Annotated in this window: 15 protein-coding genes; 3 read left to right on the top strand and 12 right to left on the bottom strand. The window is 73.8% G+C overall.

What is annotated here, in order from left to right; translation table 11 throughout:
* Positions 1-132: 132 nt before the first annotated feature.
* From AB0M30_RS11695 to AB0M30_RS11680, 4 genes are read right to left on the bottom strand one after another with little or no spacing between them, the layout of a single operon-like run.
* Positions 133-1,311: a mandelate racemase/muconate lactonizing enzyme family protein gene (locus AB0M30_RS11695; RefSeq protein ID WP_364582885.1), complete on the bottom strand. Its 1,179-nt coding sequence runs from the start codon at positions 1,309-1,311 to the stop codon at positions 133-135.
* A gap of 1 nt (position 1,312) precedes the next feature.
* A complete protein-coding gene (locus tag AB0M30_RS11690; RefSeq protein WP_103343212.1) occupies positions 1,313-2,140 on the bottom strand; it encodes a carbohydrate ABC transporter permease in 828 nt (275 codons plus the stop codon).
* A complete protein-coding gene (locus tag AB0M30_RS11685; protein ID WP_364582882.1) occupies positions 2,140-3,093 on the bottom strand; it encodes a sugar ABC transporter permease in 954 nt (317 codons plus the stop codon). Before AB0M30_RS11685 ends, AB0M30_RS11690 begins: the two co-directional genes overlap by 1 nt.
* A gap of 4 nt (positions 3,094-3,097) precedes the next feature.
* The gene (locus AB0M30_RS11680; RefSeq protein ID WP_364582879.1) at positions 3,098-4,366 is read right to left on the bottom strand and encodes an extracellular solute-binding protein; all 1,269 of its coding nucleotides are present in this window, start codon (positions 4,364-4,366) and stop codon (positions 3,098-3,100) included.
* A gap of 151 nt (positions 4,367-4,517) precedes the next feature.
* On the opposite strand from AB0M30_RS11680, the gene AB0M30_RS11675 reads away from it, so the two are divergent.
* Entirely contained in the window at positions 4,518-5,276 is a 759-nt protein-coding gene (locus tag AB0M30_RS11675) for a FadR/GntR family transcriptional regulator (protein WP_364582876.1), read from the top strand.
* Between the two features lie 28 nt (positions 5,277-5,304).
* Positions 5,305-5,673 carry an L-rhamnose mutarotase gene (locus AB0M30_RS11670; RefSeq protein WP_364582875.1) on the top strand — a complete coding sequence of 123 codons (369 nt, stop codon included), beginning with the start codon at positions 5,305-5,307 and terminating at the stop codon, positions 5,671-5,673.
* A 151-nt stretch (positions 5,674-5,824) separates the two neighbouring features.
* On the opposite strand, the gene AB0M30_RS11665 is transcribed toward AB0M30_RS11670, so the two are convergent.
* From AB0M30_RS11665 to AB0M30_RS11630, 8 genes are all read right to left on the bottom strand, one after another.
* Entirely contained in the window at positions 5,825-7,021 is a 1,197-nt protein-coding gene (locus AB0M30_RS11665; RefSeq protein ID WP_364582873.1) for a glycosyltransferase, read from the bottom strand.
* A complete protein-coding gene (locus tag AB0M30_RS11660; protein WP_364582871.1) occupies positions 7,018-8,481 on the bottom strand; it encodes a serine hydrolase domain-containing protein in 1,464 nt (487 codons plus the stop codon). The genes AB0M30_RS11665 and AB0M30_RS11660 overlap by 4 nt, the downstream gene beginning before the upstream one ends.
* A 2-nt stretch (positions 8,482-8,483) precedes the next feature.
* Positions 8,484-9,164 carry a hypothetical protein gene (locus tag AB0M30_RS11655; RefSeq protein ID WP_364582869.1) on the bottom strand — a complete coding sequence of 227 codons (681 nt, stop codon included), beginning with the start codon at positions 9,162-9,164 and terminating at the stop codon, positions 8,484-8,486.
* Positions 9,161-10,369 carry a cytochrome P450 gene (locus tag AB0M30_RS11650; RefSeq protein ID WP_364582867.1) on the bottom strand — a complete coding sequence of 403 codons (1,209 nt, stop codon included), beginning with the start codon at positions 10,367-10,369 and terminating at the stop codon, positions 9,161-9,163. Before AB0M30_RS11650 ends, AB0M30_RS11655 begins: the two co-directional genes overlap by 4 nt.
* Positions 10,370-10,397: 28 nt before the next feature.
* A complete protein-coding gene (locus AB0M30_RS11645) occupies positions 10,398-11,270 on the bottom strand; it encodes a TauD/TfdA family dioxygenase (protein ID WP_364582864.1) in 873 nt (290 codons plus the stop codon).
* A 23-nt stretch (positions 11,271-11,293) separates the two neighbouring features.
* Positions 11,294-19,999: an amino acid adenylation domain-containing protein gene (locus AB0M30_RS11640; protein WP_364582861.1), complete on the bottom strand. Its 8,706-nt coding sequence runs from the start codon at positions 19,997-19,999 to the stop codon at positions 11,294-11,296.
* Positions 19,996-23,823: an amino acid adenylation domain-containing protein gene (locus AB0M30_RS11635; RefSeq protein ID WP_364582858.1), complete on the bottom strand. Its 3,828-nt coding sequence runs from the start codon at positions 23,821-23,823 to the stop codon at positions 19,996-19,998. Before AB0M30_RS11635 ends, AB0M30_RS11640 begins: the two co-directional genes overlap by 4 nt.
* Before the next feature lie 192 nt (positions 23,824-24,015).
* Complete coding sequence (locus AB0M30_RS11630; protein WP_364582855.1) at positions 24,016-24,702, bottom strand: SDR family oxidoreductase; 687 nt, start codon at positions 24,700-24,702, stop codon at positions 24,016-24,018.
* A 78-nt stretch (positions 24,703-24,780) separates the two neighbouring features.
* Between AB0M30_RS11630 and AB0M30_RS11625 the strand changes: the two genes are divergently transcribed.
* Positions 24,781-25,347, top strand: coding sequence for a TetR family transcriptional regulator (locus AB0M30_RS11625; RefSeq protein WP_364582852.1), 567 nt, complete (start codon positions 24,781-24,783; stop codon positions 25,345-25,347).
* Positions 25,348-25,371: the final 24 nt, after the last annotated feature.

Below are 25,371 nucleotides of genomic sequence, written 5' to 3'. Positions count from 1 at the left end.
CGGGTGATTCCGGAGCCGACACGCGTGATCCGGGCGACGACACGGCGACCACCCCGTGTCGACCCGCCAATCACGCGTGTCGACTCTCTAATCACGCGTGTGGACCCGCCAATCACGCGTGCTGGCTCCGAATCACGTGAGCTCTGCCGCTGTGCGGTGGCCGTTGCCGGACGCCGGGAACAGGTAGTGACCGGCGCGATCAGGGCGGATGTGCGTCCCGTCGGACCCCGGGTCCGGGAGCCGGTGGCCGGCGGCCGCAATGGCTGCTTCGTCGAGGCGGATGCCCAGGCCCGGGGAGTCACTCAGGATGAAGGCGCCGTCGCCGATTTCGTGGGCCAGGGACACGCCGAGCGGGGGGCGGAGGTCCTGCAGCTCGGTGACCAGGTGGTTGGGCACCGCGGTCGCGGCGTGCGCCAGCCCGACCGGGGTCGTCCCGATCGGGCTGACCGGCAGGTCGTGGGCGTGGGCGAGGGCGGCGACCCGCAGGAAGTGGGTGACGCCCCAGCCCGCGGCCGTCTGGACGATGTCGACCGCGCCGGCCGTGATCAGCGGCCGGTGCTGCTCCAGCCCGGTGAGGTTCTCCCCGGTGGCCACCGAGGCGCGGACGCCGCGGCCGACGGCCGCGTGGCCGTCCACGTCCCAGCGCCGCACGGGTTCCTCGATCCAGGTCAGGTCGAGGGTCCGTTCGAGCTCGCCGATGTGCCGCACCGCCTGCTTGCGCGTCCAGTTCTCGTTGACGTCCAGCATCAGGCCCGGGCGGTCACCGCCGCCGGCCTCGACGAGGACGTCGCGGACGAGGCCGAGGCGGCGGCGGTCGCGGTCGATGTCCAGGCCGCCCTTGAGCTTCGCCGCGCGCAGCCCGTGGCCGGCGTAGGTCCGGTACAGCCCGGCCAGCTCGTCGTCGTCCAGGGCGATGTCGAGACCCGAGGCGTAGGCGGGCACACGGCGGTCCCGGCCGCCGAGCAGCCGCCAGAGCGGTTCGCCCGCCAGCTGCGCCTTGATGTCCCACAACGCCGTGTCGAAGGCGCCGATGGTGCCGAACACCGCGCCGGCGTGCCCGGCCTTGAACATCCGCCGCAGCATCCGGTCGTAGAGCGCGGTCACGCCACGCGGGTCTTCGCCCTCGAGGGCGGCGAAGACGGTCTCCGCCAGCACGTGCGAGCCGAGCCCGACGCCGGTGACGCCTTCGTCGGTCTCGACGACGACGATCGGCATCCGGACGACTCCGTCGGCGTGGACGCCGTTGGCGTCACCGATCGGGCGGCCCCACTCCTGCACGGTCGTGAGGGCCCGGAAACCAGTGATCCGCATTTCATCCCTTCGTGGACCCGGCGGTGACCCCGTCGGCGATCTGGCGTTGCAGGAACAGGTAGACGAGCAGCACCGGCACCGCGGCGATCAGCACGCCCGAGGCGAACGTCGGGATGTCGGCCGAGTACTGCCCGCGCAGCGCGGTCACCCCGACCATGAGGGTCCGGTGCTCCACCGACGGCATCAGCAGCAGCGAGATCAGCACGTCGTTCCAGCAGAACAGCGCGTTGAGCACCCCGACCGACAGCAGCGCCGGGGCACCCAGGGGGAGCATGATCCGCCAGTAGACGCCGTAGACGGTCGACCCGTCGACGCGGGCGGCGTCGACGATCTCCGCCGGCACGGCCGAGTAGAAGCTGGTCATCAGGAACACCGTGAACGGCAGGAACTGCGCCACGTAGGCGAGCACCAGCCCCGGGTAGGTGTCGATGAGCCCGGTGCCGGCCATCAGCCGCGCGAGCGGGACCATGATCACCTGGAACGGCACGAACAGCGCGGCGAGGATGCCCAGGTAGACCGCGGACGACCCGCGGAAGCGCAGGCGGCCGAGCGCGAAGCCCGCCATCGACCCGAGCAGCAGCAGCACCGCGACCGAGCACGCCACGACGACGACCGAGTTGAGGAAGTACCGGGACATCCCCACGCTCGTCCACGCCCGGGTGATGTTGTCCCAGCGGAGGGCGCCGGCGGGCGCGAACCGGTCGAGGGTGTACTCGCGGCGGTCCTTCATCGCGACGTTCGCGGTGAACACCAGGGGGTAGATCGTCGCCAGGGCGAGCGCGGCCATGGGGATGGCGGCGAGCCACTTCGTGAGCCGGGAACCCCGCATCAGTCCTCCTTTCCGGCGCGCCGCAGGATGCCGATCTGCGCCAGCCCGACCACGAGCATGATCAGGAACAGCACCGTGGACGCCGCCGAGGCCAGCGCCGGCTGGTTCAGGTGCCCCTGCTGGAACCAGACGTAGAACTCGGGCAGGTAGGTCGACCCGGCCGGGCCGCCGTTGGTCATCACGTACAGCAGGCCGAACATCGAGGTCAGCATCCCGATCATGGTGGTGACGAAGACGAACTGGATGGTGCGGGACAGGCCGGGGACGATCACGTGCCGGATGGTCTGCGGCAGCGACGCACCGTCCACTTTGGCCGCGTCCAGCAGCGAGGAGTCCAAAGTGGAGAAACCGGCGAGGAAGACGACCAGCGCCATGCCGAAGGTCGCCCAGACGTGCACCCCGACGACGGCGAAGATCGCCACGCTGGGATTCCCCAGCCAGTCCACCGGGCCGAGGCCGACGAGGCCCAGCAAGGCGTTGACCGGCCCGTCGAAGGCCAGCAGCAGGTTGAAGATCGCCCCGACGATGACCGGGGACAGCACGGCCGGGAAGAAGTAGACGCCGCGGTAGATCCGGTGCCCGGGCACCTTCAGGTGGATGAAGGTGGCGAGCAGGCCGGGGATGGCGACGGCGACCGGGAGCAGCAGCACGAGCAGCCCGACGTTGCGCACGGCGGTGTGGAACAGCGGGTCGTCGAACAGCGTCGCGTAGTTGTCGAAGCCGACGGCTGTACCGTTGCGGGCGCCGTCCCCGGTGAAGGAGAAGTTGACGCCGAGCAGCAGCGGCCACAGCCGCAGCAGGAGGACGATCAGCACGGCCGGGGCGACGAGGACGAGCGGCGCGAAGCGCTCGAGCCGCGTTCCGCGCGGGGCGCGGGCGCGCCGGGCCGGCGCGGGCCGCCCGGTGGGCCGGGCCGGGGCCCGGTCCACCGGGGCGGGAGAGTACCCGGTCACGTGGTCAGCCCTTGTCCGACGCGGCCAGCTGCTGCAGCACCTCGTCGACGCCGATCGACCCGCTCAGCAGCTGCTGCGAGAGCCGGCCCATCAGGTCGAGCGTCTTCGAGGAAAGCGCGACGTGGAGCGCCGGCTTGCCGGTCTTGACCTCCGAGACGATCGTCGCCACGGCCGGGCCGCCCGCCGAGACGTCGATCGACGTGTCCGCGGCGATCGCGCCGCTGTCGGCGTAGAAGGACTTCAAGGCGTCGGTCGAGCTCAGCGACCGGACCAGGTCCGCGGCCAGCTTGGGATCCTTCGTGGTCTTCGCGACCGCGTAGCCGATGCCGCCGTCGTAGGGGAGGCTCGGGGTGGCGGCCGGGTTGACCACCGGCGTGGTCATCACGCCGACCTTGTCCGCGCCCAGGAACTCGGCGAAGTCCTTCCAGTGCCCGACGTCGGACATCAGGCCGATGACGTTCGCGGCCTTGCCGGACTGGAAGAGCGCGAACGCGTCGTTGAACATCGCGGTGGAGTTCGGGCCGTCGGTGTTCAGCCCGGTGTCGTTGACCTGCTTCCAGAGTTCGAAGACCCGCTTGACGTCCGGCGAGGTCCAGTCACGCTTGCCCGCGATCCAGTCGGTGGCCTCCTGCGGCGTCAGGGTCGCCGAACCCACGGCCGAGAGGAAGAACTGGATTCCGGCGCCTTCCTTGTTGCCCAGCGCCAGGCACTTCGCGCCGGTCTTCGCGGCGATGGTGCCGCAGTCGCGGACGAACTCCTCCCAGGTCCGGGGCGGCGCCTGCGGGTTCAGCCCGGCCTTCTCGTAGAGCGACTTGTCGTAGTAGAAGGGGTGTCCCTGCAGGGTGACCGGCTCGGCGTAGACCTTCCCGTCCTTGGTGAAGGCGTCCCAGCCGCTGAGGCGCGAGCGGTCGTCGGCGACGTAGGAGTCCAGCGGCGCGAGGTCGCCGACCCGGTCGCGGATCTGGCCGCCGCCGTTGAAGAGCATGACGTCCGGCCCGCTCTTGGCCTGGATCGCCGCGCCCAGCAGGGTGTAGTACTGGTCGTAGGGCTGGGCCACGAATTCGACGGTGACGCCGGGGTGCTGCTTGGCGAACTCGGCCTTGGCCTTCGCCACGTAACTCGCGGCTTTCGCGTCGCCGGACTTCCAGTCCCAGACCACGAGCTTGCCGCTCGCGTCGCCGGTGGGGGCGGCCGGGCCGGCGGCGCTTCCACAGCCCGCGGTCAACGCCAACGCCGCGACGAGGGCGGCCGAGAATAGTGTGCGCTGCTTCATCGCTGCTCACTTCTCCAGACGGTGGCCGGACGGGGAGTGGCCCGGCGCAGTGCGGCAAAACGTAACTCGTATGACGTATGACGTCAACGCCTGGGCTGTGTAAGCTTCACGTGCGTTCGGCGGAGGTCGGCGCAGTGCGACCGGAGGAACGATGACGGCATCAGACCGGCCACCCGCTGTCCCCGACTGGGTGCGCCGCCCCGCGAACCTGGCGAGCGCGGTCACCGCCGAACTCGTGGGACGCGTGGTGCGCGGGGTCCACCCGCCCGGGGCGTCGCTGCCGGCCGAACCGGTGCTGTGCGAGAGCTTTTCGGTGAGCCGGACCGTGGTCCGCGAGGCGGTGAAGCTGCTGCAGGCGAAAGGTCTGGTCCAGGTCCGCCAAGGCGCGGGCACGGTGGTGAACCCGGCGTCGATGTGGAACATGCTCGACGAGCTCGTCCTGGCCGCGGTGATCGCCGAGGACGAGACCGCCGCCGTCCTCGACGACCTGGTGGTGACGCGCCGGCTGCTCGAAGCGGACATGGCGCTGGTCGCCGCCCGGACCGCCGGCCCGGAGGTCGTCGCGCGGCTGGGGGAGCTGGTGGACCTGATGGACGAGCTCGTCGACGACCCCGTCGCCTACCGCGAACAGGATCTCGCGTTCCACGACACGATCATGCAGGTCTCGGGCAACCGCCTCGCCCGGGGCGTGGTGCGCGCGCTGGAGAGCCAGGTCGTCAACACCGCCCGCTACGTGGGCCCGAGCGAGCGCGCCCTGTGCGTGGCCTCCAACCAGGGGCACCGCCGCGTCTACGAACGGATCGCGGCCGGGGACGGCGAAGGCGCCGCGAAGGCGATGTTCGACCACATCACCGAAGCGTGGCTCGCCCGCCGCCCCGGCTCCGGCGACCCCGGCCGCCTGGAACGTTGACCGCTGTTCCCGTTTCCGAAGGAGTTCCATGGCCCAGCGTTACGGCATGCTGATCCGCCTGCGTCCGGAGAAGCGCGAGGAGTACCTGCGGCTGCACGCCGAGGTGTGGCCCGCGGTCGAACGGACGCTGCGGGAAGCCAACATCCGCAACTTCACCATTTTCCTGCACGACGACCTGCTCTTCGGGTACTACGAGTACGTCGGCGAAGACCACGACGCCGATCAGGCGCGCATCGCCGCGGACCCCGAAACGCAGCGCTGGTGGAAGTTGACCGACCCCTGTCAGGAATCGCTTTCCGAGCGTGAAGGGGGCGCTTGGTGGACGCCCATGGCGGAGGTCTGGCACCTCTCCCCGGGCCCGGCCGGAAGCTCCCTTGTGGACGGTCAAGCGCCCTGACGGCGTCGCCGGCTCCAGGTTCGAACGTCGCGAATGACTCATTGGGGACCTCTGAGGTCCCCAATGAGTCATTCGCGGCATCGGGGGAGCCCCAACGCCGCCGCCCCGGTTGGGGCCGGGAGCCGGATTTCACCCGATCGGCCGCACGTCGCTACCGGAGCGCGTCGAGCAGCAGGCGGGCGGCCGTCGTGGCCCCGTCGGTGCGGATCCCGGCGCCCAGCGCCGCCGCCCGCGCCCGGGTTTCCGGGGCTAGCGCCGTGTCGAACGCCGCGGCCAGTGCCTCGAACGTCGCCGTCGGGCCGTCGAGGGCCGCGCCGACCCCGCTCGCGGCCACGCGGCCGGCCCAGTACGGGTTGTCCGCCAAGCGAATGGGGACCGCCACCTGCGGGACGCCGGCCCGGGCGGCCGTCTGCGTCGTGCCCGCGCCGCCGTGGTGGACCACCGCGGCCAGCCTGCTGAACAGGCGCTGGTGGTTGACGTCGCCGATGGCGAAGCAGCCGTCCACGGCCAGGTCGGCCCAGCCGCGGGAGACGAGCACCCGGTGCCCCCGCGCGCGGCTCGCCTCGACCGACCACCGCGCGATGTTCGGTGCCGCGCCGATGCTGCCGAAGCCGACGTAGACCGGCGGCGGCCCGGCGTCCAGGAACGCCGTCAGCTCGGCCGGCAGCGGGCGGTCGTCCACCTGGGTCCACGCACCGGTTTGGACCACTTCGAGACCCGCGGGTTCCGGCCACGACCCCAGCGCCGGGTCCGCCGCCAGCCACGGCCGATCGGAGTAGACGTGGTCGCGCACGTTGTCCACCGGCGGCAGGCCGAGGGCGGCGCGGTGCGCGTTGAGCGGTTCGCGGAACTGCGCGTTCACCCGCTGGGCGTCCAGCTCCCACAGCTCCGCGTTGTCCGCGCCGGCCGGCTCCGGCCAGCCGGGCCGCGGTGGCGGCGCGTGGTGCGGCGACGGCAGGTTGACCGCCGCGTAGGTCGCGTAGACGTAGCGGATGCCCGCGGCTTCGGCCACGGACCGCGCGGCGACCTGCGCCAGCCCGGCCGCCACCAGCGCGTCGCAGCCGCCGGCCGCCGCGGGGAGGACGGCGAACTGCGTTTCGAGCAGTTCGGTCCGGTACCGGGTCAGTTCCGCCGGGGTCGGGGGAGCCGTCGCGCGCATCAGCGCCCGCACCGGCGGCCCGACCGGCACCGACTCGATCCCGAGACCGGCCAGCCGGTCCGTGAACTCCTCGTCCGGCGGGGTGCACATCCGCACGTCCGCGCCGAGCGCCCGGAGCTCGACCGCGAGGGCCACCAGCGGTTCGACGTCGCCCCGCGTGCCGTAGGTGGAGAGCAGGACCCGCGTCACCGCGGTGCCCCGGCGTAGAAGCCGACCGGCATTGTGACGTCGGCGCCCGCGGCCCCGCACTCCAGCATCCACAGCGCCGCGGCCGGGCCCAGCTCCCGGCCCAGCGCCCCGAGCGCGGCCGGGTCCGGCGCCACCGCGCGCGCCTGTTCCAGGCCGCGCCCGAACGCGGCCGGGTCCCAGCCGTCGGCGTCGCCGTCGCCGAGTGAGCGCACGCCGGCGGTCAGCGTCGCGACCGGCAGCGGGCCGGGCACGCCGAGCAGGCCGTGGGTGCGTTCGCCCACCAGGACGCCCATCCAGTGCGAGCTTTCCGGCGTCGGCCGGGGACCGGTCCACCGGGGCCGCCCGTCCATGTCCGGGAGCTTCGCCGGCGCGCCGGACACCGCCCAGCGGCCCGCCCACTCCACGGCCAGGCCGGGCGCGCTGCGGCTCGCGGGGTTGTGGAACCTGGCCATGTCCCACCGGTTGCCGACCGCGACCGCGGCCAGGTCGCGGTGCGGCCAGACCCGCGCTTCCCACCAGAACCCCCACGGGAACGCCGCGGTGTGCCCCCACCACCAGTCCTCGCCCAGCGCCGGATCGGCGAGTTCGAGGGTCAGGCCGGAAAACGAGCGGACGCCGTGCGGGCTCGGGCGTTCGACCCGCGGGGCCACCATGGCCGCGAGCGAGTCCGGCCCGACCAGCCCGCGCTCGCCCCGGGCGGTGCGCAGCAGGGATTGCAGCAGCCGTGCGAAATCCGCCGCGCTGGTGTGCATGCCGACGCCCGGGTAGGCCGCGGTGCGCAGGGGCGGGCTCGGCAGGCACCAGTCGCCGAAGGCGGCGTAACCGGTGGCGCCACCGGCGTTCCCCGTCCCGTCGTCGATGCTCGTGTCCCGCATCCCGGCCGCGGCGAACACGTCCCGCTCGACGCGAGCCGTGTACGGCTCGCCGGCCAGGTGTTCCACCACACCGCCGAGCACCCCGACCCCGAAGCTGGAGTACGAATAGGACCCCGGCGCCGTCACCAGCGGCAGCACCCCGCCGTACTCGACGGCGCGGCCGGTCTCGTGCCGCCGCCGGACGTAGTCGAGGATCGGCTCGGCCGGCGCCGTGGGCGCGACCGCGGTGACGATGTCGCTGGAGTAGCCGCCCTGGTGGGCGGCCAGCATGCCGGTGGTGGCGGGGGCCGCGCCGGGACCGCGCAGTCCCGCGGGCAGCACCTGGTCGACCGGGGTGTCCAGCCCGGCCATCCCCGCCTCGACGAGCTGCAGGAAGGCCAGCCCGGTCACGGGTTTGGTCAGCGAGCCCGCCGGCGCGACCGTCTCGGCGGTCATCGGCGTGCGCGCGGCCAGGTCCGCGAACCCGGTCGCGGCCGTCCGCAGGTCGTCGCTCGTCGCCACCGCGACGGCGACCCCGGGCGTGCCGGTGACCGCGGCCAGCCGCGGCAGGACGGTGTCCAGCGCCGCCACCACGTCGTCGAGCATGCTCACCCCTCGGTGGTGTTGTAGTTGACGATCCGCGCCACCATCAGGGCGCGTGCCCCGGCCAGCGGGCTGGCCGCGTCCCGCCGCGCCACGTCCGGCAGCCGGTGGGCCTGGTCCTCGGTGACCGCCACCATGCCCCAGAGCGCGTTGAAGCCCGCGGGGTCGGCCGGCTTTTCCGCGGCGGCCTCGACGGTCACGACACCGGCGTCGCGGGTCACTGCCAGGGCGCCCATCTGCCGCAGCACGCCGGGATCCCGCTCCGCGGCGGCCACCACGCTCCAGCCCGTCACGTCCGCCTGCCGCAGCGCGGAGAGCAGGCTGTCCACGCCGCTGACGACGATGTCGGGCAGGACGAGCGCCACCGGTCCCCGCGTCAGCGGCAGGGCGCACCGGATCGCGCCGTCGAGCCCCGGCTCGCCCACGTCGTCCTGGTAGACGAAGACCAGCTGGAAGGTCCCGGCGTAGCGCGCCAGGTACTTCACCGTGTCCAGCTTGTGCGGGCCGAACACGACGACCACGCGCACGCTGAGCCCGCTCTTCACCAGTTCCACCACGGCTTCCAGGCTGCGGTCCAGCACGGTGGTCCCGGGCGCGAGGCAGTGCAGTTCTTTCGCGTACGGCGCGCCGAACCGCGTCCCGAACCCGGCGCACGGCAGGATGACCGAAACATCGGGGTCGTTCACCGCAGCCGCACCGCCAACGCGACCCGGTGCCGGGCGCGCGGCAGCGGCACCCACGCCGCCTCACCGACCGGCTCGACCTCGGGGAAGCGCTCGAACAAGCTCCGCAGCGCGACCTCCGCCTCCAGCTTCGCCAGCGCGACGCCGAGGCAGAAGTGCGGCCCCCAGCCGAATCCCACGTTGCCCTCCCGGCCGCCGTGCTCGGCCTGCCGGCGGATGTCCGCCCGGTCCGGGTGGGCGAACTGCCGCGGGTCGCGGTTGGCCGCGCCGAGCACCGCCTGCACCGCGTCCCCCGCCTCGATCCGCACGCCACCGACCTCCAGATCGGTCGCCGCGTACCGCAAGCGGGCCAGCTGGACCGGCCCGTCCGTGCGGACCAGCTCGCGCACCGCCGCGGGCCACAGTTCGGGCTCGCGGCGCAGCAGCTCCCGCTGCGCCGGGTCGCGCATCAGCGCCAGCGCCGCGTTGGCCAGCATGTTCGCCATCGTCTCGTGGCCGGCCAGCACCAGGAACACGACCAGGGCCACCGCGTCGACGTCGGTCAGGTCGTCCTGGGCGACGACCTCGCTGAGCAGGTCGTCCCGCGGGTCCGCCCGGCGGCGGTCCACGAGGGCGTGGCAGTAGGCGAACATCTCGCCCAGCGTCGGCGTGATCCGCGCCGGGTCGCCGTCGACGAGGACCTTGCCCCAGCGGTACCAGTCCGCCCAGTCGGCTTCGGGCACCCCGACCAGCTCGCACACCACCGCCATGGCCAGCGGGTAGGCGTACTCGTCGAGCAGGTCCGCCGGGCCGTCCAGGCCGTCGAGCAGCTCGTCGACGATCTGCTGCACCCGCGGCCGCAGCGTGGCGACCCGCGTCGCGCCGAACGCGTGGCTGATGCTGCGTCGCAGCCGGGTGTGCTCGGCGCCGTCGAGGCTCAGCAGGCTCGCCCGCAGGTAGGGCAGGTGCTCCCGCGGCGTGCCCAGCGCGAGGAACGCCTCCTCCTGCGTCCGCGCGCCCTGGCCCGGCAGGCCGGCCGGATCGTTGCGCACGGCCGGATCCGCCAGCACCGCGCGCACTTCGGCGCTGCCGGTGACCAGCCAGCCCTCCGCGCCGTTCGGCAGCCGGGCGCGGCAGACCGGCGACGCGGCGAGGATGCGGTCGTAGCCGCGCATCGGGTCGTCGAGGACGGCCGGATCGCGGACGTCCACCACGGGTTCGGTCGACATGGGACAGAGCTCCTCGGGGAAGACGGGGTCAGCCTTTGAGCGGGCCGCCGTTGATCGCGACGCGGTGACCGAAGCGGGTGTGCGGGTAGTAGTCGTACGTCGCGTGGTGCTGGACGCAGCGGTTGTCCCAGAACACCAGCGTGTTCGGCTCCCAGCGGACGCGGCAGGCGAGCATCGGCCGGTTCGGCACGACCGAGAACAGCAGGTCGAGCACCGCCTGGCTCTCGTCGGCCGACAGCTGCGGGATGCGCGAGGTGTAGGCCGGGTTGACGAACAGCAGGGGCCGGTCGGTCTCGGGGTGCCGCACCACCACCGGGTGCTCGCTCACCGGCGGCTCGTACCCTTCGGGGATCTTGTGGCCGCGGAACGCGTGCGCGCCGTCGTGGATCGCGGTCAGCCCGGCCAGCAGCTCCTTCAGCTTCGGCGACAGCATGTCGTAGGCGAGGTGCATGTTCGCGAATAGCGTGTCGCCGCCGCTGCCCGGCTCGGGCACCCGCGTGATGTGCAGCATCGAGCCCAGCGACGGCTCGGCGTCGGCGGTGCCGTCGGCGTGCCAGCCGTTGCCGAAGACGTTGGCCGACTCCGGCGCGGTCGCGACCTCGAGGATGTACGGGTCGCCGTGCTCGGGCGGCGGGTTCACCGGGCGCAGCTCGCCGAAGCTCGCGGCCAGGCGCTTGTGGTCGGCCACCGAGATGTCCTGGTCGCGGAACACCAGCACGTGGTGGTCCAGGAAGGCCGTCTTCAGCTCGGTGAGCTGTTCTTCGGTCAGTTCCCGCGTCAGGTCGAGGCCGGTGACCTCGGCGCCGAGCACCGGGGTCAGGCCCCGCACCTGCAGCGTCCGGTAGCCGCGCGCCGGCCGCGTCGTGATCCGCTTGACGGCCTCGAGTTCGTACTGCTCCATGGTTTCCTTTCCTCCGGTGGGTCTCACCGTTCGATGGCGGCGGCCACTTCGGTGACGTGCGGGGCGCGCACGATGCCGTAGTGGGTGGCGGGCAGTTCGTGCCAGTGACTCGGCTCGGGCAGCAGGGCGCGCCAGCCGTCGCGGCCGGCCACCGGCAGGCCGGGCTCGGGTTGGGTGGCGAGCCAGACGTGGCTGGGCGTCGCGGCCAGCCGGGGCAGTTCGTGCCCGGCCATGCTGCGCAGGTTGGCCCGGCACGCCCGGGCCAGCCGCCGCGCGTGCTCGCCGGCGGTGCCGCCGGAGGCGCCCAGCTCGCGCTCGAAGACCGTCTCCAGCTGCGCGTCGCTGTAGTCGGCGGCGCTCGCGCCGGGCGGCGGCGGGTCGATGAGGTGCAGCGCCCGCACCGGCTGCCCGGCCGCCTCCGCTTCGGCGGCCATGCCGGCCGCGACCCAGGCGCCGAACGACCACCCGGCCAGCTGCCAGGTGCGGCCGGGCAGTTGTGCCTGCAGCGCCGCGTGGTACCGGCGGGCCCGGTCCGCGACCGGCCAGCCGGGCGGTTCCGGCCGGCCGAGCGCCGGGTCGGCGATCACGCAGACGCCGAGTCCGGGCGGGAGGGCCTCGACGAGCGGGCGGTAGGCGTGCACGTCCCCGCCGACGGGGTGCACGAGGCAGACGGCTTGGTCGCCGCTGCCTTCGCGCCAGACCTGCACGGCCACTTCGCCGGTGTCGGCGGCTTGGGCGAGCTTCGCCAGCAACGCCGCCATCGTGACCTCCGGGCCGAGCCACGCGAGGTCGAGGTCGACGCCGTACAGGCGTTTCACCGACTCGACGACGTCCAGCAGGGTGAGGGAGTCGGCGCCGAGGTCGTAGAGCGGGACGTCCGGATCGAGTTCGGCGACGCCCAGGAGGGCGCGGACTTCCTCGGTCAGGTCCGCCGCGGCCGGTTTCGCCGCCGGCGTGGTGTCGCGTTCGTGGAAGACCCGGGCGGCGTCGAGGCCGGTCGTCGCGACCAGGACGTGCGGCAGCCCCGTCGCCAGTGCGCGGGCGAAGGTGCGCCGGCCCTCGTCGTCGCTCAGGCCGACGGCCAGGTGGGCCTGGTGCCGGGTGTCGGTCTCCAGGGCCGTGACGGCCATGCCGCTGTCGCGCCAGACGTCCCAGCCGATGGCGAGCCGGGCCGTCGGGCCGTCGCGGTGGGCGAGCGCGTCGAGGAACCCGTTGGCCGCGGCGTAGTCGAGCTGGCCGGTGCCGCCGAACTGCGCGGACAGCGACGAGCAGGAGACGGCGAACGCCGGCCGGTCGCGTTCGATGAGCCGTTCCACGAGGAGGGCCCCGGCGAGTTTGCCGCTCGGCGTGCTCTCGCCGCGGGTGGCGATCAGGCCGCCGTCCGGTGTCCCGGCCGCGTGCACGATCCCGGCGAGGGGAGCGGGAATCTCGTCGGCGGTGACGGTGGCGAGGTCGGCGGCGAGCAGGTCGACGCGGTCCGCCCACGGCTTGAGGGCCTCGGGCAGGAAGGGGTGGCGCGCGAGCAGGACGACGCGGCCGCCGGTGCGGGTCAGCAGCTCCTCGGCGATCGCGGTGCCGATCCCGCCGGTGCCGCCCAGGACGAGGTAGGTGCCGTCGGGGAGCCCGACCTCCGTGGTGGCGACGGGCGCACTGTCCTGGGTCCACCAGAACCCGGTGCGGAGGGCGACCCGCGCCGGCGGGGGAGGGCCGGTGAGCAGGTCGGCGGTCCGGTCCAGGTCGGGGCTTTCGAGGTCGACCCAGTGGCCGGGCAGGCCGCTTTCCTGCGGGCCGACGGCGGTGATCCCGGCGAGCAGCCCGGCTTCGGGGCGCGTCACGGCGGTGTTCGCGGGCACGGCGCCGGAGGAGAGCCACCAAGTCCTGAGTGGACGGTCGTGGGCGGCCCGCAGGAGAGCGGCGGGCGTGTCGAGGCAGGCCCAGCGTGCCCGGTCCAGTGACTTTTCGCCGACGGGGCCGGTGATACCGAGGGGGAGGGTGTGCAGCCAGTCGATTTCGGTGGCCGGCAAGGCAGCCAGCACCTGGCGGAGGTGGGTCGTGTCGGCCGGGTCGGCTTCGAAGGTGTCGGGCCCGAGGCGGGCGAAGCGGTCTGCGACGTGGACCCGCACGACGCGCGGGTAGGCGGCGTCGAGGGCGGGGGCGATGAGCGGGCCTTCGCCGCAGATGACGAGGACGCGGTCGGTGGGGGTGGCGTTGGCGGTGGCGGTGGTCGCGCGGCGCAGGCGGACCCAGGTGGGCTGGTGCAGCCACTCGCCTTCGGGTAGCCGCCCGACGGCGGCCCGGCGCGGGAAGTCGAAGTCGCGCGCGGCGAAAGCGGGCGGCGGGAAGTCCCACGGCGCGGGGGCGGGGGCCTGGCCCCAGTCGACGGGAACGCCGAGCGGCCAAGCGGCCGCCGGTTCGGCGGCCTCGCGAGGCGGCGCGGTGGTGGCATGGCGGGGCGTGGTCGGCGCGGAGGCGGCGTTTTCCCGGGGAAGTGTCGCGCTGGGCTCCTCTTGGGGCGTTGCTGGCCCGGAAGTGGCGTTTTCCCAGGAAGGCGTCGCGCTGGGCAGCTCTTGGGGCGTGGTCGGTGCGGAGGCGGGGTTTTCCCGGGGAAGTGTCGCGCCGGGCTCCTCTTGGGGCTTCGTCGGCGTGGAGGCGGCGGTTTGCCGTGTGGGTGCCGGGTCGGGAGTGGTGCGTTCCCGTGCGGGTGCCGCGCTGGGCACCTCCCGCGGCTCGGCCGTGCGGAGCCACTCGACCGCCGAGGCCGCGTCCGGGCAGGCTGCCGCCAAGCGCCAGCGCTCTTCCCGGCGGCCGGTCTGCAGGTGCCGGATCACGTCCACATAGGACTCCGGGTGCGCGGCCAGGTAGTCCGCCACCCGGGCCGCGTCTAAGCGCAATGCCGCCGCGCTGCGCGCCGACAGCACCAGGCACCGCACCGGATCCGGGCGCGGGGGCGGCACCGGGCGGACCGACTCCAGCACCACGTGCGCGTTCGTTCCGCCGATGCCGAAGCTGCTCACCCCGGCCACCCGCGGGCCCGCCGGCCACGGCTCCGCCCGGGTCGGCACCCGGAACGGCCCCAGGTCGAGCGCCGGGTTCGGCGCGCGGAAATCGGCCGTCGGCGGCAGCACGCCGTGGTGCACCGCCAATGCCGCGCGGATGAAGCTCACCACGCCCGCCGCCGCACCCAGGTGGCCGAGCTGGCTCTTCACCGAGGACAACGCACACCCCGTCGCGTCGGGCATCGCCTCGCGCAGGGCCGCCACCTCGATCGGGTCGCCGAGGCGGGTCCCCGTCCCGTGCGCCTCCACGTAGCCGACGTCCGCGCCCGAGCGGCCGGCCCGCCGAAGGGCGGCCTGGATCGCCGCGCGCTGCCCGGCCGGGGACGGGGCGCTGTAGCCCTGCTTCACCGCGCCGTCGTTGGTCAGGGCGGAGCCCGTGAGCACCGCATACACCGTGTCGCCGGCCCGGCGGGCCGCGGAAAGCGGCTTCAGCACCACCACGCCGACGCCGCTGCCGCCCACCGTGCCGTCCGCGTCGTCGCTGAACGGGCGGCAGTGCCCGTCCGCCGAGAAGATGTGCTGCGGCCGGTACCGGTACCCGCCGGCCAGGGTGACGTCGACGAGCACGCCGCCCGCCAGCATCACCTCGGCTTCGCCGCCGCGCAGCATCGCCGCCGCCTGGTGGACCGCGACCAGCGAACTCGAGCACGCCGTCTGGGTCGTCAGCGCCGGACCCCTCAGGTCGAGGTGGTAGGCGACCTTCGTGGCGAGGAAGTCCTTCTCGTGGTGCAGGGCCAGCTGGAAGCCGTCGGGCAGCGCCGCCGGGTCGGCCTCGCGCAGCATCTGCTGGAAGTAGGTGCTCTCCCCACCGCCCGCGATCAGCCCGACCCCGGCACCCGAAGTGATCCCGGCGTGCGCCAAGGCCTCCACGCACGCCATCAGCAGCTGCCGCTGCTGCGGGTCCATCAGGCCTGCGTCGCGGTGGCTGATCCCGAAGTGCTCCGGGTCGAACGCCAGCGGGTCGGCCAGGAGACTGCGCGCGCCGACCAGGCCGTCCGCCGCCGGGAACTCTTCGATGCCCCGGCGACCCGAAACGACCAGGTCCCAGAACGCGGCCAGGTCCCGCGCGCCGGGCAGCCGCACGGCCATGCCGACGACCGCCACCGGCTCATCGGCGGCGTCCCGGCCCGAGGCCCGGGCCGGCGCCGGGCCGCTCTCGAGGTGCCGCGTCAGGTCCCGGAGGGTGACGTGCTCGAAGAGGTCCGCCACGGTGAACCGGTACCCGGCTTCGGCGCAGCGCAGGTGGAACCGCATCAGCGACAGCGAACTGGCGCCGGCGGCGAAGAACGTCTCGTCCGGACCGATCGGGGCGCCGGTCACCTCCTCGAACAACGCCGCCAGCTCGCTCGACGGCCGTCCGGCCGTCCGGCGGAGGTCCGTCCCCGGTACCCGGACCGCGGCGTCCCGGTCCAGCTTCCCGCTCGGCGTGCGCGGCAGGGCGCCGACGACGCGGAAGCGGTCCACCCGCGCGTGCGGCGGCAGCAGCGGCACCAGGAAGTCGGCCAGCTCCGCGGCGGAAGGCGTCCGGCGGCACTCCAGGTACGCCGTCAGCCGGTCGCCTTCGGCCGCGACGACCGCGTTGACGACGTCCGGGTGCCGCAGCAGCGCCGCCTCGACCTGCCCGAGTTCGAGGCGGTGGCCGCTGAGCTTGACCTGCCGGTCGGCCCGGCCGTCGAAGTGCAGCAGCCCGGCGCGGTCGAAGTGCGCGAGGTCGCCGCTGCGGTAGTACAGCTCCGGCAGCTCGGCGAACTTCTCCGGCGCCGCTTCGCCGAGGTAGCAGCGGTTCGCCGCGAGCCCGCCGATGAGGAGCTCGCCGACCTGCCCCGGCGGCAGCGGCGCGCCCGCGGCGTCGGCGACCCGCAGGACCGCGTTCGCCACCGGCCGGCCGATGGCGGGGGAGTCGGGCCAGTCCGCGGGATCGCCGTCGAGGGTCAGCGCGCTGACGACGTGGGTTTCGGTCGGGCCGTAGTGGTTGTGCAGGCGCGCGCCGGGCAGCCCGGCGAACCAGCGGCGGATCGCCGGCGTGCACACCAGCTGCTCCCCGGCGGTGATCACGTCCCGCAGCCGCGCCGGGTACCGCCCGAGCCGGACGCCGTGCTCGGCGAGCAGCTGCAGAGCCACGTACGGCAGGAAGATCCGTTCGATCCCGGCGGTGTCCAGCCGCGCCAGCAGCGCCGGGACGTCGTGCCGCCACTCCGGGCGGATCAGGTGCAGCCGGCCGCCGCCGCACAGCGTCGTGAAGATCTCCTGGAACGACACGTCGAACGAGAGCATCGAGAACTGCTGGGTCGCCGCGGGCGGCGCGTCCTGCCACTGCAGCAGGTTGGCCAGGGTGCGGTCCGGGACGCGGACGCCCTTGGGCACGCCGGTCGAGCCCGAGGTGAACAGCGTGTAGAGCGGCCGTCCGGCGTGCCGGGCCGGGACGTCCGGCACCGGGCCGCCGGTGAGCGTGACGAACCGCCGCTCGACGTCGGTCTCGAACGTTTCCCCCGGGGCGAGCAGGACGCAGCGCGGCCGGACGCGGTCGAGCATGGCGCGCAGCAGGTCCGGCGGGTACGCGGGGTCCAGCGGCACGGCGGTGATGTTCAGCCGGGCCAGCGCGAGGAGCGCGACGACGTGCTCGGCCGACGGCCGGAAGTACAGCGCGATGTCGGTGGCGTCCGCGGGCAGCGTGGCGGCGAGCCGGGCCGCGTGCGCGTCCAGTTCTGCGTAGGTCAACGTCGTATCGCCGGTCAGCGCCGGGGCGTCGGGCGTCCGCTCGACCTGCCGCGCGAAGCCTTCGGCCACGGTTTCCCAGGTCAGTCCGGCGCGGGGACCACGGCCGTGGTCGCGGCGCTCCGGAGTCCGGGCGTCACCGTGCAGGGCGTGGTCGAAGACTTCGCCGAGGGCCGTCGCCTCGGCTTCGGTGAAGTGGCCTTCCCCGTACTCCCACAGGCAGTCGAAGCCGTCGGTGCGTTCCACGACCGACAGCGTGAGCGCGCACTTGGCCTCGGTCGCTTCGATCCACTGTGGACTGACCGAGCAGCCCGGCAGCCGCAGCGCCCCGAAGTCGGTGTTTTCCAGGACGAACAGGTAGTCGAAGGCCGCGTAGCCCGGGTCGAGGTCGGCGAACGCGACGTCCTGGTGGTCCAGCGCCGCACCCGCCGCCTCGCCGAGCCGGCGCAGCTGGCCGTCCAGGTCTTCGGCCGGGTCCACGGTCACCGGCAGCCGGACCGTGTTGGCGAACATCCCGACGCTGTCTTCGAACGCCCGCACCGGCCGGTTCGCCACCGGCGCGGCGATCCGCGGCCGGGTCCGCCCGGTCATCGCGTAGAGGCTCCAGGCGAACACGCCCAGCAGCAGCTGGAACCGGGTCAGGCCCAGCTCGGCGGCCCATTCGTCGACGCGTTCGCGGTCGATGCGGGTCGTGTGCAGCCGTCCGGCCAGGGACGCTTCGCCGAGCGGTTCGGCGTCGTCGGACCGCTCGGTCAGCTGGGCGCGGTAGCCGGGGGAGGCGAACCAGCGGGACTGCCAGGCGGCGAAGTCGAGTGGCGTGGGCGCGCTCCGCGGCGAAGCGCCGGACAGCTCCCGGAACAGGATGTTGAGCGACCAGCCGTCGACGGCGATGTGGTGCAGGCACAGCAGGAACGTGCCATCGGGACGCCAGGCCGCGCGCAGCAGCCGGCCCGAGGCGAGCTCGAAGGGTGCGGTGAAGAAGTCCTCGCCGGGCTCGGTCCACGGGTCGTACGCCGGTTTCGTCACCTGACGCAGGCCGTCGGCGGTGGCCTCGAACGCGGTGCGCAGCGCCGGGTGGCGCTCGACCAGGCCGCGCACGTCCCGGCGCAGGGCGTCGAGGTCCGCTTCGCCGGTGACGCGGAAGGCCAGCGGCACGTGGTACGCCGTGGAAGCCGGATTTCGTTGCTGTACCAGCCAAAGCCGCTGCTGTTCACTGGTGGCGGGGGCGGTGGCCGCGGTGGCCGGGGCGCCCGGCTCCGGGTAGGCCGCGCGGCCCGCCCCCGAGATCGCCGCGGCGAGATCGGCGAAGGTGCCGCGTTGCACGACCGACGGCGCGAGGTCCGCGCCCCAGCGTCCGCGGATCGCGAACCGCAGCCGCAGGGCCTTGAGCGAGTCGCCCCCGGACCGCAGCCAGGTGTCCAGCGGGCGGAGGCCGGGCACACCGAGGACGTCCGTCACGACCTCCAGGACTTCGCGCTCCCACGCCGTCGCGTCGCCGCCGGTGTCCGGCCGCCAGGACGAGTACCCGCCCGCCAGCAACGCGGCTTCGTCGACCTTGCCGTTCGCGTTCCGCGGCAGCTCGCCGAGGCGGAACACGTGGTGCGGGCGCATGTAGGCGGGCACGGTCTCGGCCAGATGCGCTTCGAAGGCGGCATAGGGGAGCTCGCCGGCCACGACGAACGCGAGCAGCTCGGCCGTGGCCGCGTGGCGCACGGCCACGTGGACCTGCCGGATCTCCGGGTGGGCCAGGAGCCGCTGCTCCAGCTCGCCCGGCTCGATCCGGAAGCCGCGGACCTTCACCTGCCGGTCGGTCCGGCCGACGTAGGCGTACCGGCCGCCCGGCAGCACCCGGACCAGGTCGCCGGTGCGGTAGAACCGCGCGCGGCCCTCGTCGAACCACGGCAGCCGGACGAACCGCCGCCCGGTCTCCGCGGGCAGGCCGCGGTAGCCGAGCGCGACGCCGGCTCCGGAGAGGTACAGCTCGGCGACCTCGCCTTCGGCGGCCACGCGCTCGTCCGGCGTCACCGCGACCGCGCCGGTGCCCGGCAGCGGGCGGCCGATCGGCACGACGTCGCCGTCGAAGCCGCGCGGAATGGCGTAGCTGAGCGCGAACGTCGTCGTCTCGGTCGGGCCGTAGCCGTTCTGCAGCCGCGTCGGGGCGTCCGGGTTGGCCCGGTACCAGCGGCGGATCAGCGGGGCGTTGAGCTGCTCGCCGCCGATGACGACGCGGCGCACGGAGGCGAAGCTGCCCGGCACGGTCTCGGCGACCGCGTTGAACAGCGTGGCGGTGACGAACATCGTGTCGATGCGCTCGCGGACCAGCGCGCCGGCGAAGGCCTGCGGATCGCGGACGGTTTCGTCGTCGAGCACGACGCACGTGCCGCCGGTCAGCAGCGGCACCCAGACCTCGAAGCTGAGCGCGTCGAACGCGGGGTTGGCCAGGCAGGCGAACCGGGTGCCGATGTCGAGCCAGCCGGGTTCGGCCAGGCGCAGGATCCCGGCGTCGCGGACCTCGACCCCCTTGGGCCGCCCGGTGGTGCCGGAGGTGGCGAAGAGGAACGACGCCGGTGCGGGCTCGGCGGGCGCGCCCGCTTCGGCGGGTTCGGCCAGCAGCTCGGCCGGTGTGACGCCGGGGAGGTCGTCGCTGACGACCAGGACCGTGCCCGCATCGGCGAGGATGACGTCGCGGCGCGCGGGCGGGCTCTGCCGGTCCAGCGGGACGACCTGGCCGCCGAGGCGCAGCACGCCCAGCATGACCTGGATCAGCTCGGCCGAGCGCGGCAGGCCGACGGCGACCGCGTCCCCCGGGCGGATTCCCCGGCGGGACAACGCTTCCGCGACGGCGGCGGCTCCCGCGTCGAGCTCGGCGTAGCTGAGGCGACGGTCGCCGTCGGACACGGCGAGGGCGTCCGGGTGCCGCAGGGCCCGGTCGTGGACGCGGCGGGCGATCGACGTCATCGAACCGCCAGCTCGGCGGTGATGAGCTTCGCGACCAGCGGCAGCGCGTCGCTTTCCAGCATGTCCCAGTGCCCGCAGTCCGCGGGGACCACCTCGAACTCGCCCCGGACCCGGCGGCGCCAGAACTCGGCGCTGCCGGGGACGGTGTCCTCGCCGACGGCCTGCACGAACAGCACGCGCGCCGCCGTCTCGCCCGGATCGTGTTCGCGGGCGGTCAGCCGGTTGTGGTTGTACGTGCGGTGGTAGCGCTCGATCTGGGCATCCTCGATCCCGGGGTACATCCCGTTGAAGCGGACCAGTTTCTCGCGGAACTCGGCCGCGGGCACCGGCTCGATCGCCGCCTTCGCGGCGGGGTCGTCGGTGGCGGTGGTGTCGAGCAGGACGACGCTGACGTGCGGGTGGTGCTCCGCCAACCGGCGGCCCATTTCGTAGGCGACCAAGCCACCGTAGGAAAGTCCGCAAAGGACCAAGGTCTCGTCCGGCCGCGGGCCGGCCAGCCGCAGATACTCCTCGGCCATCGCCTCGACGCTCGGCAGCGGCGCTTCGCCGGCGTTGAGCCCGGGGGACTGGATGCCGAGGACACCGGCATCCTCGGGCAGCGCGGCGCTGAGCGGCAGGTAGCAGAACGCGGTGCCGCCCGCCGGGTGCACGCAGACGACCCGGGCGCGCCCGGTACCGCGGCGGAACTCGATCAGGCTGCCGCCCTCCGGCGGGTGGTCCGTGCGCAGCAGCGCGGCCTGCGCCTCGATGGTCGGGTGCAGGATGACGTCCCGGATCGGCAGCTCGCGGCCGAACTCCGCGCCGATCGCGTGCGCCAGCTTGATCGCCGAGATCGACGTGCCGCCGACGTCGAAGAAGCCGTCCGAGACGCCGATCGACGGGTGCAGCAGCAGGTCTCGCCAGATCCGCAGCAGGGCCAGCTCGACGTGGTCGCGCGGGGCCGCGGTGTTGACCGCTGCGGGTGCGCTCGTCCGGGCGCGCGCCAGCACGGCTTCGCGGTCGAGCTTGCCGCTGCGGCTCAGCGGCAGCCGGTCGAACTCGGCGAACACCGACGGGATCATGTAGTCCGGCAGCCGGTCCGCCAGCGCGGCCCGCCACTCGTGCGGAGTCCGCGGCTCGTCGCACGCGACACCGGCGACGAGCCTGGGCTCGCCTTCGCGGTCCACCAGCACGGCGGCCTCGCGGACGCCGGGGACGGCCAGCAGCGCGGCCGTCACCTCGCCGGGCTCGATGCGGAAGCCCCGCAGCTTGATCTGGTCGTCACGGCGGCCGGCGTACTCGGCCTCGCCGCCGGGCAGCCACCGGGCCAGGTCCCCGGTGCGGTACATGCGCTCGCCCGGAACGAACGGGTCCGCCACGAACCGCTCGGCGGTCAGGCCCGGCCGGTGCAGGTAGCCGCGGGCCAGGCAGTCCCCGGCCAGGAAGACCTCGCCGGCCACCCCCGGCGGCACCGGGCGCAACCGCTCGTCCAGCAGGTACAGCCGCGAGCCGGGCAGCGGCCGCCCGATCGGGGCCGGCCGGTCCCGGGGCTGTGGGTCGAAGTGCGCGGTGGCGTAGAGCGTGGCTTCGGTCGGCCCGTAACCGAAGCAGATCCGCAGGCCGGGCAGGGCGGCGGCGAAGCGGGCGAGTGCGGCCTCCGGTAGTGGCTCGACGCCGGTGAGGACGTGCCGCAGGGCGAGCCCGTGAACGCGCGCTGGATCCTCGTCGATCCAGCGGACGTACGCGGGCGGCAGGAACGCCTGGACCACTTGGTGTTCCCGCAGCCACGTCATCAGGGCGGCCGGGTCGGGCCGGACGTCCTCGGGCACGACGTGCAGCACGGCGCCGGTGGTCAGCGGCAGCAGTAGTTCGTGCACCGAGGCGTCGAAGCCGATGCTCGACCACGCCGACGTCGCTTCGCCGGGCGTCGCGCCGAAGCGGTCCAGCCATTGGTCGAACAGGGCGAGGCCACTGTGGTGGGTGACGGCGACCCCCTTCGGGCGCCCGGTCGACCCCGACGTGTAGATCACGTAGGCCGTGTCGCCGCGCTCGGTCGTGACCGGTCTCCGGGTCTCGTCGCCCTCGGCCTCGAGGTCGCCGACGTCGTCGCCGAGGACCAGCACCGGGCACGCGTCCTCGACCATCGCCGCCCGCCGGGCGGCCGGCTGGGCCGGGTCGAGCGGGAGGTAGGCGGCGCCGGTCTTCAGCACGGCCAGCACGGCGGTGATCAGCTCCGCGGACCGTCCACTGAGGACGCCCACGACCCGGCCGCGGCCGGCCCCGCGGGCGCGCAGGGCGTTCGCCAGCTTCGTGCTGCGGCGGTCCAGCTCCCCGTAGGTGCGGGTCCGGCCGTCGCAGACGAGCGCGGGCGCGTCCGGGGTGGCGTCGGCGTGGACGGTGAACCGGTCGACGAGCCCGCCGGGACGTCGTCGCGGCCGCGAGCCGGTGCTCCAGGCGGTGAGGATCTCGCGGCGTTCGGTGTCGTCGAGCAGGTCGTAGCTCGCGATGTCGGCGTCCGGCCGGGTGGCCAGCTGGTCCAGCAACCGGACGAGGTACCGCGCGTACCGCTCGGCGGTCGGGTGGTCGAAGAGGGCGACGGCGTAGTCGAGGTGGCCAAGAACGTCGCCGTTCTCGCCGGCGAGGCCGAGGGCGAGGTCGAACTTCGCGGGGGCGTGCTCGACGTCGAGGGGCGCGACGGCCACGCCCGGAAGCTCCAGAAGGTCGTGCTGGGTCGGCACCCAGGCGAACATCGTCTGGAACAGCGGGGTGTGCGCCGGGCTGCGCGGCGGGTTGACCAGCTCGACGACCCGTTCGAACGGCAGCTCGGCGTGGTCGATCGCGCCCCGCAGGGCCGCGCGGACCTCGCTGAGCAGGACGGCCCCGGTGCGCGAACCGGACAGGTCGGCCCGCACGGCCAGGGTGTTGACGAAGAACCCGAGCGTGTCGGGGTGCTCGCCGGCGGCGCCGCGGTTGGCGGTGGGGACGCCGACAACGATGTCAGATTGCGCGGAAAGCCGGGACAGCAGCAGGTACCAGCAGGTCAGGATGGTGGAGTAGAGCGTGACGCCGTGTTCGCGTGCCAACGTCGTCAGCCGCCCGGTGAGATCCGCTCCCAGCGCGACGGGCACCCGCCCGCCGCGGAAGTCCTGCCGGGCCGGGCGCGGCCGGTCCGCGGGCAGCTCCAGCACCGGCGGCACCCCGTCGAGCCGCTCCCGCCAGTAGGCCTCGTGCGGTGCGGGGCCGTCCCCGGCCAGCCAGTCCTGCTGCGCCCGGGCGTGTTCGCGGTAGGGCCGCGCGGGCGGCAGCTCCGCCTCGGTCCCGCTCAGCCGAGCGGCGTAGAGGACGCCGAGCTCGCGCAGCAGCAGGGTGCGGGACCAGCCGTCGAAGACGACGTGGTGGATGGTGATCAGCAGGACGTGCTCGTCGTCCCGGAACTGTCGGTGCTCCCCGGTAGCGTGGAGATCGGGGGGCGGCGCCCCGGCCCCGGCCAGCAGCCGCGCCCGGGCCAGCGGCGCCCGCGTGAGGTCGAACGCCTCGAGCGCGTCGGCCCGCCGCAGCTCGGCCACTTCGCCCGGCCGCCCGGCGACCTCGGTGACCACGCACGGAAACCCGTGACCGGCGGGTTCGACGACCTGCACCGGTTCGCCGTCCTCGACGACGATCCGGGTGCGCAGGGCTTCGTGCCGGTCGGCGAGGGCGTCGAAGGCCCCTTGCAGCGCTTCGCGGTCCAGCGGTCCCCGCAGGGTGAAGGCCATCGTCTCGTTGTAGGCCGGTCCCGCGCCGTCCAGCTGGGAAACGGTCCAAAGGCGCTGCTGACCGGACGACAGCGGGGCGGACACTCGCATCGAGAACGGGCCTTTCCGGGCGGGGCGGGCGAACCGGTACTGCTTTGTGCCGTCGCAGCCGAGTGGGGGAAACGCTCTCTGTCTGTCGCGCCAGTTAACACCACACCATCGGGTGATGACGAGGGGTGACAGAAGTTTGCCCGGAAGTCCCTTTGGTTGCCCGGAAGTCCCTCGGCGCCGCCCGGTCCGGGGTCACCGGGTGAGGAAACCGCCGTCGACGACCAGGTCGTGCCCGTTCATCCCGCCGTTGCGGAGCAGGAAGCCGGTCGCGTCGGCGATCTCGTCCATGGTGATCAGCCGCCCGATCGGGGTGCGCTCGGCCAGCGTCCCGAGGTCGGCGTCGCGCCAGCGGGGACTGTCGCCGACCAGGCCCGGGTGCAGGGCGTTGACCCGGTGTGGCGCGATTTCGATGGCGAGCGTTTTCACGAGGCCGGTGACGGCGGCGTTGAAGGTGGTGATGACGGTGGAGCCCGGATAGGGCCGTTCCTTGGCCAGGCCGCCGAAGAGAACGACCGACGCTTCCGGCGTGAAGCGCTCTCGCAGCACTCTGACGGCTTCGGCGTAGCCGACCAGCTTCGTCGTCACCGCGGTGATCGCTTCGGCGATGTCGAAGTCCCGCAAGGTGTTCGGGCGCTGGTGGCTCGCCGTGACGACCAGGTGGTCGAGGGCCGGCACATCGGCGGCCGAGGCGGCGATGGTCTCCGGCCGGGAGAGGTCCAGACCGAGGCCGAGCGCGGTCGGCGCGATCTCCTTGGCGACGGTCTCGGCCCGGTCCGCGTCGCGGCCGGCGATCACCACGCTGCCGCCCCGGTCCGCGTGCCGCTGGGCGATGAAGCGGCCGAGCCCGTCGGTGCCGCCGATGATCATCATGGTGCTCATGCTGTCTCTCCGTCCTGTTGACCAGTTGGTCATTAGGCAGCATAGGACGCTTGCTGACCGCTTGGTAAATTGGGCGGCATGCCCCGACGCCCCCATCGGCGCGACCCGGAAGGCCACCGCCAGGCCATCCTCGACGCGGCCCGCGCTTCCTTCGGCGAACGCGGCTTCGCCCGCGCGACGGTGCGGGACATCGCCGCCCGCGCCGGTGTCACCCACGGCCTGGTCCTGCGGCAGTTCGGGTCGAAGGAGCAGCTGTTCCTCGCCGCCGTCCCGGGACACCGGGAGCTCGACGAGGTGATCGCCGGCGACCTGGAGACGCTGCCCGAGCGCGTTGCGCGCGGCTACGTGGAGCGGATGGAGGCCAACGCCGCGGTCGACCCGCTCGTGGTCCTGCTGCGCAGCATCGCCTCCGACCAGCAGGCGGCGACGAAGCTGTACAGCGCGATGGAGCAGAGCAGCATCCGGGCCTACCGCGAAGTCCTCGACGGCGAGGATGTCGCCGCCCGCGTCTCGATGCTCGGTGCGCAGCTCATCGGCGTGACGGTCAACCGGTACATCGCCCGCACCGGGCCGCTCGCGGAGCTGCCGGTGCCGGCGCTGATCGACCACTTGGCCCGCATCCTGCGCCACATCCTCTTCGCCTGAAGCCTCGAGGCGGTGCCCCACGCC

Origin of the sequence: Amycolatopsis sp. NPDC051716 (assembly GCF_040681595.1) — a bacterium.
Classification (GTDB): Bacteria; Actinomycetota; Actinomycetes; order Mycobacteriales; family Pseudonocardiaceae; genus Amycolatopsis.
Note: the sequence above shows the minus strand (reverse complement) of the source record. Positions and strands in the feature narration are given on the sequence as shown.